The organism is Nitratidesulfovibrio sp. HK-II, assembly GCF_003402415.2.
GTDB lineage: Bacteria > Desulfobacterota > Desulfovibrionia > Desulfovibrionales > Desulfovibrionaceae > Cupidesulfovibrio.
Window position 1 is genome coordinate 2671533 of sequence record NZ_AP036014.1, and the last position, 13982, is coordinate 2685514.

General features: G+C 65.4%; 10 protein-coding genes and 1 tRNA gene. 4 read left to right on the top strand and 7 right to left on the bottom strand.

Going from position 1 to position 13982, the window contains the following annotated elements; translation table 11 throughout:
• The first annotated feature begins 15 nt into the window (after positions 1–15).
• Positions 16–702 (top strand): peptide-methionine (S)-S-oxide reductase MsrA, encoded by a 687-nt coding sequence (gene msrA / locus RVX_RS11150; RefSeq protein WP_230404566.1) that lies wholly within the window; start codon positions 16–18, stop codon positions 700–702.
• A gap of 179 nt (positions 703–881) precedes the next feature.
• Here the strand turns inward: msrA and RVX_RS11155 are convergent, their stop codons facing one another.
• From RVX_RS11155 to RVX_RS11180, 6 genes are all read right to left on the bottom strand, one after another.
• Positions 882–1802, bottom strand: a complete 921-nt coding sequence (locus tag RVX_RS11155; protein WP_116305916.1) for a radical SAM protein — start codon at positions 1800–1802, stop codon at positions 882–884.
• On the bottom strand, positions 1799–2629 hold the full coding sequence (locus RVX_RS11160) for a 4Fe-4S binding protein (RefSeq protein ID WP_116305917.1): 831 nt from the start codon (positions 2627–2629) through the stop codon (positions 1799–1801). Before RVX_RS11160 ends, RVX_RS11155 begins: the two co-directional genes overlap by 4 nt.
• Positions 2622–3482 (bottom strand): substrate-binding domain-containing protein, encoded by an 861-nt coding sequence (locus RVX_RS11165; RefSeq protein ID WP_116305918.1) that lies wholly within the window; start codon positions 3480–3482, stop codon positions 2622–2624. Before RVX_RS11165 ends, RVX_RS11160 begins: the two co-directional genes overlap by 8 nt.
• A 405-nt stretch (positions 3483–3887) precedes the next feature.
• Positions 3888–5144 (bottom strand): NYN domain-containing protein, encoded by a 1257-nt coding sequence (locus RVX_RS11170; RefSeq protein WP_116305919.1) that lies wholly within the window; start codon positions 5142–5144, stop codon positions 3888–3890.
• Between the two features lie 333 nt (positions 5145–5477).
• Complete coding sequence (gene uvrA / locus RVX_RS11175) at positions 5478–8795, bottom strand: excinuclease ABC subunit UvrA (protein ID WP_116305920.1); 3318 nt, start codon at positions 8793–8795, stop codon at positions 5478–5480.
• A 479-nt stretch (positions 8796–9274) separates the two neighbouring features.
• Positions 9275–9961: a DUF554 domain-containing protein gene (locus RVX_RS11180; protein WP_116305921.1), complete on the bottom strand. Its 687-nt coding sequence runs from the start codon at positions 9959–9961 to the stop codon at positions 9275–9277.
• A gap of 311 nt (positions 9962–10272) precedes the next feature.
• On the opposite strand from RVX_RS11180, the gene RVX_RS11185 reads away from it, so the two are divergent.
• From RVX_RS11185 to RVX_RS11195, 3 genes are all read left to right on the top strand, one after another.
• Entirely contained in the window at positions 10273–10908 is a 636-nt protein-coding gene (locus RVX_RS11185) for a hypothetical protein (RefSeq protein WP_116305922.1), read from the top strand.
• A 188-nt stretch (positions 10909–11096) separates the two neighbouring features.
• Positions 11097–11183: transfer RNA gene (locus tag RVX_RS11190), tRNA-Leu, on the top strand.
• Positions 11184–11282: 99 nt separating this feature from the next.
• Entirely contained in the window at positions 11283–12761 is a 1479-nt protein-coding gene (locus RVX_RS11195) for a serine/threonine-protein kinase (protein WP_116306551.1), read from the top strand.
• Between the two features lie 10 nt (positions 12762–12771).
• Here RVX_RS11195 and RVX_RS11200 read toward each other — a convergent pair whose 3' ends face one another.
• A complete protein-coding gene (locus tag RVX_RS11200) occupies positions 12772–13896 on the bottom strand; it encodes a YibE/F family protein (RefSeq protein WP_116306553.1) in 1125 nt (374 codons plus the stop codon).
• Positions 13897–13982: the final 86 nt, after the last annotated feature.

Consider the following 13982-nt stretch of genomic DNA (forward strand, 5'->3'; position numbering starts at 1 on the left):
ACGGGAGTGCGCATCATGTCCACCCTGTTTCCATCCCATCTCATCGAAACCGCTGCGCCCGCCGTGGCCGCATTGACCACCCTGGCGTATCTTCTGCCCCTTTTCGCCCTGCTGCTGACGGCCGCGCTGCTGCCCGCCACGGCCCGCGCCGCCCAGACGGATGCCGCAACGCCGCAGGCCGCCACGGCCACGGCCGTGTTCGCCGGGGGCTGCTTCTGGTGCATGGAAAAACCCTTCGACCAGTTGAACGGCGTGCTGGAGACCACCTCCGGCTACACCGGCGGCGCGGTGGATTCCCCCACCTACAAGCAGGTGTCCTCGGGCCTTACCGGGCACGCCGAAGCCCTGCGGGTGACCTACGATCCGGCAAAAGTCAGCTATGAAACCCTGTTGGACGTCTTCTGGCGCAACGTGGATCCGCTGGACGCGGGCGGCCAGTTCTGCGACCGGGGCAGCCAATACCGCTCGGCCATCTTCGTGGTCGACGCGGCGCAGCGCGAGGCCGCCGAGGCCAGCAAGAAGGCCATTGAGGCGCGCCTGGGCAAGCCGGTGGCCACCGGCATAGAAGACGCCTCCACCTTCTGGCCCGCCGAGGACTACCACCAGGACTACTACCGCAAGAATCCCATCCGCTACGCCTACTACCGGAACGGCTGCGGCCGCGACAAACGGCTGGAGCAGGTCTGGGGCGCGGGCAAGTAGTCGGCGCGGAGCTCCAGTGCCGCGAGCGGCCACCGGGTTGTCCGCCTCCATCGCACCCGCCACGCCGCATCATCCGCAAAGCAGGAAAGGACGCCGCCCAAGAGGAACGGCGTCCTTTTCACGTTGTCTTCAGCTTGGTGCAGGCCATCGGCACCGGGGACGGCCTCCGGCGTGCGCCTTCAGCCGCAGCGCCGCGTTCCGCAACGCCCCGCGCCGGGCAGGCCCGACGGACCTTCCGGCACACCCGCCTCCACCGGCAGCAGCCCCAGCCCGCCCAACGTGCCGCCGTCGCCCAGCAGCCCGGCGGCGTCGGCCCGGCAGCGGGCGCAATGGCGCATCTGCGGCAGATAGCGGCCTGCCACGGCACGCAGCCTTTCCATGGCCTGCGGCGTGGGCGCGGGCAGATGCCCCAGCGGGGTGCCCGCCACGGGGATGAGCCCGATGCAGTTCATCAGCGAGGCCCCAAGCGCGGCGGCGCGCCGGGCCACCGCCTCCACATGGGCGTCGTTGACGCCGGGCACCACCACGGTGTTCACCTTCACGGCAATGCCCGCCCGCGCCAGACGCGCCACCCCTTCCTCCTGCCGGGCCAGCAGGTGCGCCGCGCCTTCCGCGCCATGCAGCGCGCGGCCATCATCCCCGGCCACATGGGCGTACAGGTGCGCTCCCACCGCCGGGTCCACGGCGTTCAGGGTCACGGTGACGTGCCCCACGCCCAACGCGGCCAGCGCATCCGCATGATCCGGCAGAACCAGTCCGTTGGTGGACAGGCACAGCAACAGACCCGGATGCGCCTTGCGCACCAGCGCCAGTGTTTCCAGCGTGGGGCCGGGGTTCGCCAGCGGGTCGCCCGGCCCGGCGATGCCCACCACCGAAAGGTGCGGCAACGCCGCCATGGCCCGGTCCACCAGTTGCGCGGCCTCCACCGGGGAGAGCACGCGGCTGGTCACGCCGGGGCGCGATTCGTTGACGCAGTCGTGCCGCCGGTCGCAGTAGCCGCAACGGATGTTGCAGGCCGCCGCCACCGGCAGGTGGATGCGGGCGTGCGTACCGTGCGCCCCGGCGGTAAAGCACGGATGGCGCGAACCGTCCGCGCTCATCGCGGCTTCCGCCCCATGCCGATGCAGTCCTGCGGGCACGAGCCAAGGCAGTCCCCGCAGTTGGTACAGTTGGTTTCCTCGGGCCGCGTGGCCATGTAGCAAACCTTGCGGCACTTGTCGCAGCCGTTGCAGGCGTCGGTCTTGTACACCGAGAACGGCGCGAAGCGGCGCACGACCTCCAGCACCCCGCCCGCCGGACAGGCAAAACGGCACCACGCGGCGGACACCGCCACGCCCAGCGCCAGAATGCCCAGCACCGCCCACGTGCGCACCAGCCACAGCGGCATGGCGTGCTCGAAGGTCAGGGCCACCGCGCCAAAGAACTCGCCGGTGCGGATGGGCACGTTGACGCGCGGTTGCCCCAGCACGAAATAGGCCCACAGGGCCAGCGCCAGCCCGCCGTACTTGCCCAGGGGCAGCAGGCGCGCGGCAAGGCCGCCGGGCTTCAGGCGCAGCGGCGAAAACTGGCCCAGCAGGCGGTTCACCGTTCCGCCGGGGCAGGCCCAGCCGCAGAAGACGCGGCCGAACAGCGCCGCCAGCGCCAGCCACCCGGCCCACACACCCCAGAACATGGTGAACAGCCGCCCGTGGCAGGCCACCACCGGGCAGTTCTGGCAACTGATGTACGGCACCACGAACGGACAGCGAAAGATGCCGTAGAACGACCACTGGCCGATCACCGCCAGCATGACGGCCTGCGCGGCCCGGTTCCACAGCCGCACCGCGCGGGCGCGCGCCCCCTGTCGGGGCTTCAGCTCCACAAGGTCCGCACCGGGCAGTGCCCCGCTGCCCGCCGGATTCACGGCGTTCACGCCCGCATCAGACATCCTTCACCCCCAGCTTTTCCACCAGTTCCTGCCCGCGCGGCGAAATGGCGGGGATGAATCCCGCCCGCTCGAAATGGGCCTGCCCTTCGGCAGAGGTGATCCAGGCCACGTAATCGTCGGCCAGGGCGCGGTCGCGCGCCTCCTGCATGACGCCCACGGTGAAGGTGAGCGGCGGCGGCGGGAACAACCCGGCGGGAATCTCCACGATGTCCAGCTTGCCCGCGAACTGGGGCAGGCGGGTGACCCGCAGTTCCACGATCATGGCGTCGGCCTTGCCTGCGGCCACCGCCTCCACCGAGCGCTGCACGCAGGTGCCGGGGTCGGCCACGTTGGCCATCACCGCGTCCAGGCACCCCGCCTTCTTGAGCAGCCCTGTGACGGCCGCGCCGCCGGGGGGCGAGGCCTCCGGGGCCATGGCCACCCGCACGCCCTTGCGGGCCATGTCTTCCACGGAACGCACGTTGCCCGGATTGCCCGTGGGCGTGACCACGACATAGCTGGTGAAACACAACGGCTTGAAATAGGTCATCCGGCCCGCCGCGCGCAGCTTTTTGGCAAGGTCCAGCACCCGCCCGGCAAAGACCTCTGTCGAGCCGCTGGCCAACAGCGACTTGCCCAGCGCCGCCGCAAACGCCCCGGTGTACACCACCGCCGCGCCGCTGCGCCGTTCGTACTCCGCATGGGCGGGCTGCATGGCTTCCGCCAGCCCCCCGCACGACCACACCTGCAACCTGCCGCCGGGAAACGGCGCGGCCTGTGCCGCACCCGGCAACGAGGCGGCGGCCATCCCCGCCACCCCGGTCAGCGAGGCGCGCAGAAATCCGCGCCGCCCCTCGTCCTGCAACTGACGCATGAACACCTCCGCGTGTAATGTGTAGTGGCGCCCACCCTATACGCCGCGCGGAATGCTCACAAAGACAAATTATCAATGGATTTAGTGCAATACCATAGACAAACCGGATAGCGGCGCCTCTTGCCCACCCTCGCCTACACCCCGTACCGCGCCATTGCGCCAATAGAAAACCGGCTCCCCTCGCGGGAAGCCGGTTCGTTATTGCGGATGCATTGCAACGCGCAGTCAGGCAGACACGACACTTGTCTTTCGGCTACCGTTGTCACTGCGAGGATTTTTGTTCCCTGCCAAGGAAGAAGAGTTTTTTATGGAAGGAACGTACTCTTCTCGTACTTGACTGGAATAAGAAACTCTTCTGACGCAGGCAGGGGGCAAAAGGACCGCAGTGGCAACGGCAGCCGCCCCCTAATCGCCCATGGACTCCTTCGGGAGTATCCACACCATCAGCATCTGCTGTTCCGCCTTGGTCAGGTCGATCTGCGACATGCGGCACAGGTCGTAGGCATTGCGCAGAAAGGCCTTGCCCACCTCGCGCAGGTTCACGCCGTCCTGCTCGTTGAGGGGGTAGCCCCCGCGCGCTATGCCCACCAGCACGAAGTTCACGTGGCCCCGCGCGATGGGCAGGCCCGCCTCCACGCACCGGTCGCGCACGTTGCGCGAGGTGGTGGTCATGAAGAACCCGTTGGCGTTGACCTCTTCCACGATGATGCCCAGCAGTTGCCGGAAATGGTCGGGCCGCAGCAGGGGCATGTCGGTCAGGCGGTGCACCTTCAGGGCGAAGTCGTACAGGTCGGGGTAGCGCGAGCGGAAGTCGTCGTGGGCGTCGCGTTCCTCGGGCTGCTCGTGGCGTTCGGGATCGTACACGAAGCCGGGCGGCACGGGCGAGAATTCCAGCCCCTTCAGGTCCAGCGCATCCAGCAGATCGCGCAGGCGGCCGTAGCCGAACCAGTCCGCGCCGGGGTCCACCTCTCGCTGCAGCATCTGGGCCAGCGAGGCGAAGCCCACGGGGGCCGGGGCATCGGCCACGATGCGGCGCACCACCTCGGCCACGCGGGCCAGCCGTTCACCGTTGCCGCGCGGGACGAACGGGGCGGGTGCGGGCGCGGCCTCCACCGGGCGTTCATCTTCCAGGGCCTGCTGCACGAACCAGTCTTCACGGATGCGCCACGAGGCGGCGGCGGTGTACGCGGGCGAGGTGTAGCCCACGGAAAGCACCAGCGGGCGGCGGGCATGTTCCTGCAAGCGGATGAGCAGCGGCGTGAAGTCCGCGTCGCCGGAAAGAATGATGAACTCATCGAAGCGGGTGGAGTGGTTCAGCGCGTCCATGCAGTCCATGACCAGGTGGATGTCGGCGCTGGTCTTGCCCTGGTTGGTCAGCGGCGGGCAATCCACCACCTGGAAGGCGGCACGGATGAAAAACGGGCGGAACTCGTGAAAACACTGCGGATTCATGTAGCAGATGCGCTTCAAGATGCGGCGGCGCACGCCGTCTCCGTACAGCATGCGCAGGGCATGCCCTTCGATCCACTTCACCCATCGCTGGGGGTTGGTGGCAAAGGTGCGGGCCACATCTTCGTCCTGTTCACGCAGGCGTGAATAGATGTTGTCGAAATCCACATACAGCGCGGCATATACTTCATCGAAGCCGGTAAATCGGCCCATGTGCATCTCCTGTGGGGGAAAACGTACGGTCAATTCGCTGGGGATATTACACCCATGCGCTGAATGCGGCAACGGAAACGTCGGCGGCGCGGAGTATGCGCTTACCACGCCGCGAGGGCGCACGGTACACGGCCTGACATTTCTTCACACGCGCCCGGCCCGCGCCGCACAGAACGGCGTGGAACAATCCGTGTGCGCACGCGGCCATGACGGGCGGCAACGCGCACGCCGCCCCTCGGGCGCATGCGCACGGGAGCGGCGTACTTCTCGGGAAAGGCCGGACAGCCGTGGGGAACGGAGGCGGCCCCCCTTCCCCACGCACCGGCGCGCCGGTCATGCCTGGGGGTTCTTGCGGGGCCTGCCGCGCTTGCGCGGCGCGTCCGCAGAGGCGGCGGCACTGGCGACCGAGGCTGCGCCGTCCGTCTTGCCGGGCTTGCAGGGCTTGCCGGGCTTGTCTGCCGCACCGGTCTTGGACTTTCGCCCCGGCCTGGCGGAGGCCGCCGTGGCCCCCGTGTTGCCCGCGCCATCCACATGATCCGGGTCGGGGCTGTCGACGTCCGCGCCCCCCGTATCCGCCGTGTCTCCCGCATCACCCGCATCCCGCATGTCCACGCCGGGAATCTGGATGGGCGCGGGCGCGGCGGCCACCGGCACGCGGGGCATGGGCACGCCGGGGTGGCGGGTGGCGTGTTCCTGCACCAGAAAGGTGCCGGTGACCGAATGGGGGTCGTCCATGATCTCTTCCGGCGTGCCCGCCGAAACGATGCGCCCGCCGTTCTCGCCGCCGCCGGGCCCCAGGTCCACCACGTGGTCCGAGGCCAGGATGACGTCGGTGTTGTGCTCGATCACCGTCACCGTGGCCCCCCGGTCCACCAGCTGGTTCAGCACGGTGATCAGCTTGCCCACCTCGTGCATGTGCAGGCCGGTGGTGGGTTCGTCCAGGATGTACATGGTGCCGGGCAGGCTGCGCTTGCCCAGTTCGCGCGATATCTTGATGCGTTGCGCCTCGCCGCCGGACAGCGTGGTGGCGGGCTGGCCAAGGCGCAGGTATTCCAGCCCCACGTCCTCCAGCACGCCAAGGCGGCGTTCCAGCACCGGGTAGTTCTCGAAGAACTGGCGCGCCTGCCGCACGGTAAGGTCCAGCACTTCCGCGATGTTCAGGCCCTTGTAGCGCACTTCCAGCGTCTCGTGGTTGTAGCGGCGGCCCTTGCACACGTCGCAGGTCACGTAGACGTCGGGCAGAAAGTGCATCTCCACGCGGATCTGCCCGTCGCCGCCGCAGGCCTCGCACCGGCCGCCGCGCACGTTGAAGCTGAACCGGCCCGGCTTGTAGCCGCGCTTGCGGGCGTCGGGCGTCATGGCGAAGATGCCGCGTATCTCATCGAATATCTTGGTGTAGGTGGCCGGGTTGGAGCGCGGGGTGCGGCCGATGGGCGTCTGGTCGATGGACACGATGCGCTCGATGGTCTCCGCGCCCTCGATGCCCTCGATGGTGCCCGGCTGGTCCACCCGGATGCCCTGCGCCAGCGCCAGGTGCTTGTACAGGGTGTCCATGACCAGCGAACTCTTGCCCGAGCCGGAAACCCCGGTCACGCAGGTCAGCACGCCCAGCGGCACCCGGCAGTCGATGCCCTGCAGGTTGTTGGTGGTCACCCCGTGCAGGGTCATCCACCCGCGCGGGGCGCGCCGCGCCACGGGCCGGGCAATGGACATGTCGCCCCGCAGGTACTGCGCGGTAAGGCTTTGCGACGCGGACAACAGTTCGTCCACCGGGCCGTTGAACACCACCTCGCCACCCAGCGCCCCGGAGCCGGGTCCAAGCTCGATGACGGTGTCCGCCTCGCGGATGGTGGCCTCGTCGTGTTCCACCACCAGCACGGTGTTGCCGCGCCGTTGCAGGCTGCGCAGGGTCTTGATGAGCCGCTCGTTGTCGCGCGGGTGCAGGCCGATGGAGGGTTCGTCCAGCACGTAGGTGACCCCCACCAGCCCCGACCCCAACTGCGAGGCCAAACGGATGCGCTGCGCCTCGCCGCCGGACAGGGTGGCCATGTTGCGGCCAAGGGCGATGTAGTCCAGCCCCACGTTGACCATGAATTCCAGCCGGTGGTGCAGTTCCTTCATCAGCGGCTCGGCCACCAGCGCGTGACGCCCCTCGAAGCGGCGTTCGCGCAGCCAGTCCAGCGCGCGGGCCACGGACATGGAGCAGAATTCGTGGATGTTCAGGCTGTCCACCCGCACGGCCAGCGATTCCGGGCGCAGGCGCGCGCCGGAGCACACCGGGCAGGCCATGCTCTGGCGGTAGCGCGACAACAGTTCGCGCCAGGCGTCGCCGTACTGCATGCCCTGTTCGAGGATGGACACCACGCCGGGCCAGCGGTCGTCCGTGACGGTGCCGTTGGCGGCTGCCGGAGCCACGGGCAGCGCCGGGCCATGGTCGTGTCCCCCGTTCTCCCCGTTTCCGTTGCCGCCTACCACCACGGACCCGCCCAGCCAGTTGCGGCGCAGGTTGCTGCCCGCGCCGCGCCCCGCCGGGCGGCCGTCCTCGGTCTCGCCATGGAACAGCGCATCAAGGGCATCCGCCGAATAGGCGGCCAGCGGCGTGGACAGGGTGAAGCCCCAGCGCTTGCCAAGGGCGGTCAGGGCGTCCCTGTGGCGCTCGAACAGCTTGGTGTTCTTCCACGGCAGCAGCGCGCCGGTGTTCAGCGACAGGCCCCGGTTAGGCGCAACCAGCGCGGGCTCGAAATATTCCACGCTGCCAAGGCCCAGACAACGCGGGCAGGCCCCCTGCGGGCTGTTGAACGAGAACAGCTGGGGGCTGGGCGCGGGCAGGCTGATGCGGCAGGCCGGGCAGACCGATTCCGTGGAGTGCACGATGTCGCGCCCGGCGTTGGTGCTGCCCTTCCCTGCACCGCTGTCCTTCCCTTCTCCTTCCGCAGGCAGATGCACCACCAGACGTCCGTCGCCGTAGCGCAGGGCCAGTTCCACCGAATCGGCCAACCGCCCCCGGATGCCGTCCTTGATCACCAGCCGGTCCACCACCAGGTCGATGGTGTGCTTGCGGTTCTTGTCCAGCGCGGGCACCTCGTCGATGCCCATGATGGCCCCGTTCACCCGCACGCGCACGAAGCCTTCGGCCTTCAGCTTCTTGAAGCGGTCCTGGTGGGTGCCCTTCTGGTGTTCCACCAGCGGGGCCAGCACGATGCACCGGGTGCCTTCGCCCAGCGCCAGGATGTCGGCGATGATCTCGTCCGCCGCGCGCGCCTCGATGGGCAGGCCGCACTGCGGGCAGTACATGCGCCCCAGCCGCGCCCAGAACACGCGCAGAAAGTCGTACACCTCGGTCACGGTGCCCACGGTGGAGCGCGGGTTGCGCGTGGCCGTCTGCTGTTCCAGCGAGATGGCCGGGGACAGCCCCTCGATCTTCTCCACCTCCGGCTTGTCCATCTGGGGCAGGAACTGGCGGGCGTAGGCCGACAGCGATTCCACGTAGCGGCGCTGGCCCTCCGCGTAGACGATGTCGAAGGCCAGGGTGGACTTGCCCGAGCCGGAGGGGCCGCAGACCACCACCAGTTCGTCGCGGGGGATGTCGAGGGTGACGTTCTTGAGGTTGTGCTGGCGCGCTCCCTCGATGTGAATGCAGGGCTTGCTCATGCGGTGGGTCTCGTATGGGGCGGGCGGACGGGGCCGCCGAAGTGTCGTGCGGGTACGCGCGGGTTGGGGTGGTGTGCGTGGGCGCGGCGGAAAATGCGCGTGCACGGGGCGCGGCGCGCGCGGCACGGGCGTGCGCGAACCGACACGGCCAGCGTGTGCTGGCGCGATGCTTCCGGGTTCATCGTCGCGACCTTACGCGACCTTACGTGACAGGACGCGACATTCCGCAACAGGGGGTAAGATACGACATCCGGCGCGCGGGGCAAGTACCCGGAGCAAGATGGTCCGGCCGCCATGCCGTGACGGGTGGCCGCCACGCCGCCACGCGCCCGCGCCAAACGGCGTCCGGCGCGCCCTGCGCCCGGCGTTGCCGGGGCACGAACGCGCCGGAAAAATGCGTGGCGCTTGCCACAAAACCGCGCGGGGATGGCGCATGTCGGCCGGGCCGGGCACAAACCCGCCCCCGCCCCGCCGCCGCGCTACCCGAAGAACGAGGCCAGCAGCACCGCCGTGAGCAGCGCGGGCAGCATGTTGGCCAGCGGGATGCGCTTCAGCTCCAGCAGGTTGATGCCGATGCCGATGACCATCAGCCCGCCGGTGGCGGTCAGTTCATTCATCACCGCCGGTCCCAGCAGCGGCTGGAGCACCCCGGCGAACATGGTCAGCCCGCCCTGATAGGCGAACAGCGGCAGCGCGGAGAACAGCACCCCCACCCCGTAGGCCGAGGCCAGGGCAATGGCTGCGAAGCAGTCGAGAATCGACTTGGTGAGCACGATGGTGCGGTCGCCGCGCAGCCCTTCGTCGAACGGCCCCAGAATGGCCATGGACCCGATGCAGAACAGCAGCGTGGCGGTGACGAAACCGTCGGTGAAGCGCGGGTTGCCGGAGCGCAGCTTTGCCTTCAGGGCCTCGCCCGCGCGGGCGAAGGCGTCTTCAAGCCGCAGCAGTTCGCCGATGATGGCCCCGCTGAGAATGCTGAAGATCATGATCAGCGGGTTGGCCGTCTTGAAGGCCATCTGCATGCCGATGACCATGGTGCACAGCCCAAGCCCCTGAAACACGATGGCCCGCACCCGGTCGGGCAGGCGCGCGCCCAGCAGCATGCCCAGCGCGCCGCCGCCGATGACGGCGGCCATGTTGATGAAGGAACCGACGGGAAGATTCACGATATGCTCCGTTTGTTGGAGCACCGTAATACCGGAAACGACGGGGACTTGGAAGCGGCTTTACCTGCCATGTCGCAGTGGCCGCCCCACCCCGCGCGGGCGCGCGCCACAATGTTTCAGGAGAATGGGCGTTGCGCTTCTCGCCGTTCGCGGCGCGGCGGCAACTGTCCATTCCCGCAAAGCGTGACCCCGCTCACGAAAATTCCCCACCGTTCTGGCACCCTGCAAATGGACACTGCCCCGTGGCCCGCGTATCATGAGTGCGCCATGGCGGCCCGGCCACGGCGAGCGAAAGAAGGAAGGAGTTCACCATGTATCGCATTCTGCGCGTTGCCGCCCTGCTGGTCACGCTGACGGCGACACTGGCGCTGGCGGCGACCACCTGCGCGGCGACGGCCCACGCGGCCGGGGGGCAGATTACCGCGCTGGACATGTTCCGCATGCTGCCCGCCACCATCTTCGAGAACACGGCCGAAGGGCTGACCGAAGAGGAAAAGCAGCAACTGGCCGACGAGGGCGAAACCGATTTCTGGGCGGTCATCGAAAGCACCCCGGAACACTTCGTGGTGGGAGCGCTGCCGCTCTTGGACACGCGGGTTTCCGTGCGGGTGTTCCGCGCCGACAACGGCGACACCCTGGCCGCCATGGGCGTGCAGAACGGCGAGGCCTGCGCGCTGGAACTGTGGCGCCGCAAGGCCGACGGCCGCCTAGCCCCCGTCGCCGCGCCGGACGAGCCGGGCATCGCCGAATTCTTCGCCGCCGGGTACAAGCTGCCCACGGGCATGAGCCCGTCGGTCATGCTCTGCCTTGGCCAGGACGACATGGAAGCACGCGCCCTGCTGTGGACAGCCACCGGTCTTGCGCAGGTGAAGTTTGACCACAGGGTGCTGTACCGCTGGAACGGCAGCGCCTTTTCCAAGGTGGTGCAGCCCGTCGACGGAAAGTAGGGCCAGTAGGGCCAGTAGGGAAGCAGCGCGGGGCGGGAAGTAGCGGACGGGGGGGATGAAATTTCGGCCTGCGCGATTGGCCATCCGGCCCGTTCCGAGAGCCGCCAACTGGCTCCCTTATGGCCCGCAGTGCAACCCAGCCCTTGACCGGACCATGCCCGCTGTGCCATAGCCCTTTCCCTACACCTGCCGGGATGGTGGAATTGGTAGACGCAGCGGACTCAAAATCCGCCGGTGGCAACACCTTGCGAGTTCGAGTCTCGCTCCCGGTACCAGAATGAAAAGGGCTTCGGCATATGCCGGAGCCTTTTTTCTTGCATTTTCTAGCCATATCGATTCAACGTTAAAAAAAAACAACAACCCCCAAAACACCTATGAATAAAGAACTCATAAAAATAGCTCTGGATGACAGACAGTGGCTTTATGACCCAACCAAACAGCTCGGAAGTTCAGGAGGATTTGGAAAAGTATTTGAGGGATATTCAGCAGAAGGCGACGTTGTTGCTGTAAAAAAACTCCACATCGATGCGAAATTCGCCGCATACCGCGAGGCACGCATCGCAAATGAACTAAAAGGCAACTCATACCAAAACGTACTAAACGCAATGGACTCTGGGCTAGATCAAGAAACCGAACATTACTTCATTATAATGCCAAAAGCTGAGTTCAGCTTGGCCGACCACATTTTCAAAAATAAAATAGAACAAAAAGAGGCTTTTAATATTCTCATAGCTATTTGCAACGGACTTCAAGAAGTTGCAAACATTTCGCATAGAGATTTAAAACCTGAGAACATACTATTCCACGATCACACATGGAAAATATCAGACTTCGGGATAGCAAAATTCGTGGAAGAAGCAACATCAAAAAAAACATTACGTGATGCTCTTACCCCACCATACGCTTCACCAGAACAGTGGAATTTTGAACATCCAACACAAAAAACAGATATTTATGCTATAGGTTGCATAGCTTTCACCCTACTCACAGGCTCTCCCCCTTTTTCAGGGCCATCAACAGAGGACTACTACCAACAACATATTAATACCGTGCCCCCCGACATCATCCAATGCCACCCTAGAGCAAAATCTGTCATCTACTCGTGTCTCCGCAAAGCCCCCGAAGTAAGACCAAGCATCAAAATATGCATTAACGCCTTTAAGTCTGCCACACTAGGCGACACTGAGCATACTCACTTCAACGCGCTCTCACAAGTTAGTGCTCAAATCGCGTCCATTGAAGCACAAAAAGAAGCACAACGCCAAGAAGAACAACGAAGAATTTCACACATCAACAACCTACACATAGAATCAAGGCAAATCATTACGGAAATAATCGCACAACTCTTTTCAACAATCCAAGAACATGCCCCAAATTCCACACACAACATACACGCACACGAGCTATATCTCGGACAAGCAAAAATTCAATTCGAGATTGCCCGCACCGCTCTACCCCAGCCAATACCCAGCCATTCGGAATACAAAATTATAAATGTATCAAAATTATATATACACCAAGGCATGAGCAAGTACCAGTTTGGATCTAATATTATCTATGCATCAGCACACAACGATGAGTATAGAGCCCATGAAATAAACTTCTTCTCTTTTATGCAAAGAAAAACATCTTATGAACCATTCCCCTTAGATGAACACCAAATAAATGACATACATCTTGCACTATCAAAAACAACAACGCACATATACTCCCCTGCCTTTGGACCCACCCCAATAGACTTTGATCATACAGATGATTTCATAGAAAGATGGATATATCTTTTAACGAAAGCAGCCAACGGCACATTATCCGCACCAACACAGTTACCCATCGCTACAAACTTCTACAAGTAGCTAACATTGCTCACCTCATCACCAGCAACCACGTCCCCGTCAGCGCGGTGAACGGGGCCACGGTGACCAAGCCGATGCTGCCCACCAGGGTATTCATGACCTCCGCCGCCACAAAGGGCAGGTTCAGGGCGTTTTCCAGAGGAATGCCCTGCGCCATGAACAGCATCAGCGTGGCGATGTACCCGCCGGAATAGGCCAGCAACAGCGTGGTGGTCATGGTGCCCACCACGGCCCGGCCCACCCGCAGACCGGATGCCAGCGCTGCCCGGCGCGAGATGCCGGGGTTCTGGGCCACCAGTTCGGCCATGCTGGCGGCCACGTCCATGGCAAGGTCCATCAGCGCCCCGGACGAGGCCATGAAGATGCTGGCCAGAAAGATGCGCGTCATGTGCAGGTGCGGGTAGCCGGAATAGAGCACCGTTTCCGCATAGGGGCGCACCGCGCCGTGCAACTGGAACGGCCCGGCGAAGGCCAGCGCCAGACCGCAGGTGGCGGCAATGCCCAGCAGGGTGCCCAGCCACGCGGCCAGCCCGCGCCGATTCATGCCGCCCACCAGCAGGATGGTGGCGGCGGTGATGGCCGTGGTCACGCCCAGCCCCAGCAGGATGGGATCCACGTCGCGCAGCAGCGCGGGCACCAGCACCTTCCAGATCATCAGCGCGGAAAACACGAAGGACAGCAGCGCCTTCACCCCGGTGGGCCCGGCAAACGCCACCAGCAGCAGGGCGAACACCCCGAAAGCCAGAGCCTGCGTGTGCAGACGGTAGTGGTCCTGGGCCACGGCGTCGGCCACCTTGCCGTCGCGCAGGGTAAGCACCAGCAGGGCCGTGTCGCCGGGGGCAAACACCTTGTCCAACTCCATCTTGCCCACCAGTTCGTTGCCCGCCTGCCACGTCTGCCCGGCGTAGGGACCGTCCAGCGCGCGCAGGGTCACGTACTGGGTGCCCATGCGGACAATGCCGTACTGATGCACCCGGTCATTGTCCACGGACACCACCGTGGCCCGGCAGCGCACCGCATTGTCCGGCAGGCGGTTCTCGAAGCCGGTGGGCAGCAGGTAGAGCGCAAGGCAGGCCAGGGCCAGCACCACGCACAGCAGGGTATCGCGCCGGGTGGAGCGCAGGGGGATGTGCAGGTACGGCGGGGCGGCTGACTGCGATCCGGCAGACGCCGAACCTGCCCCCGCCGGGACGGCAGTCGCCGGGGCCACCACAGTTGCCA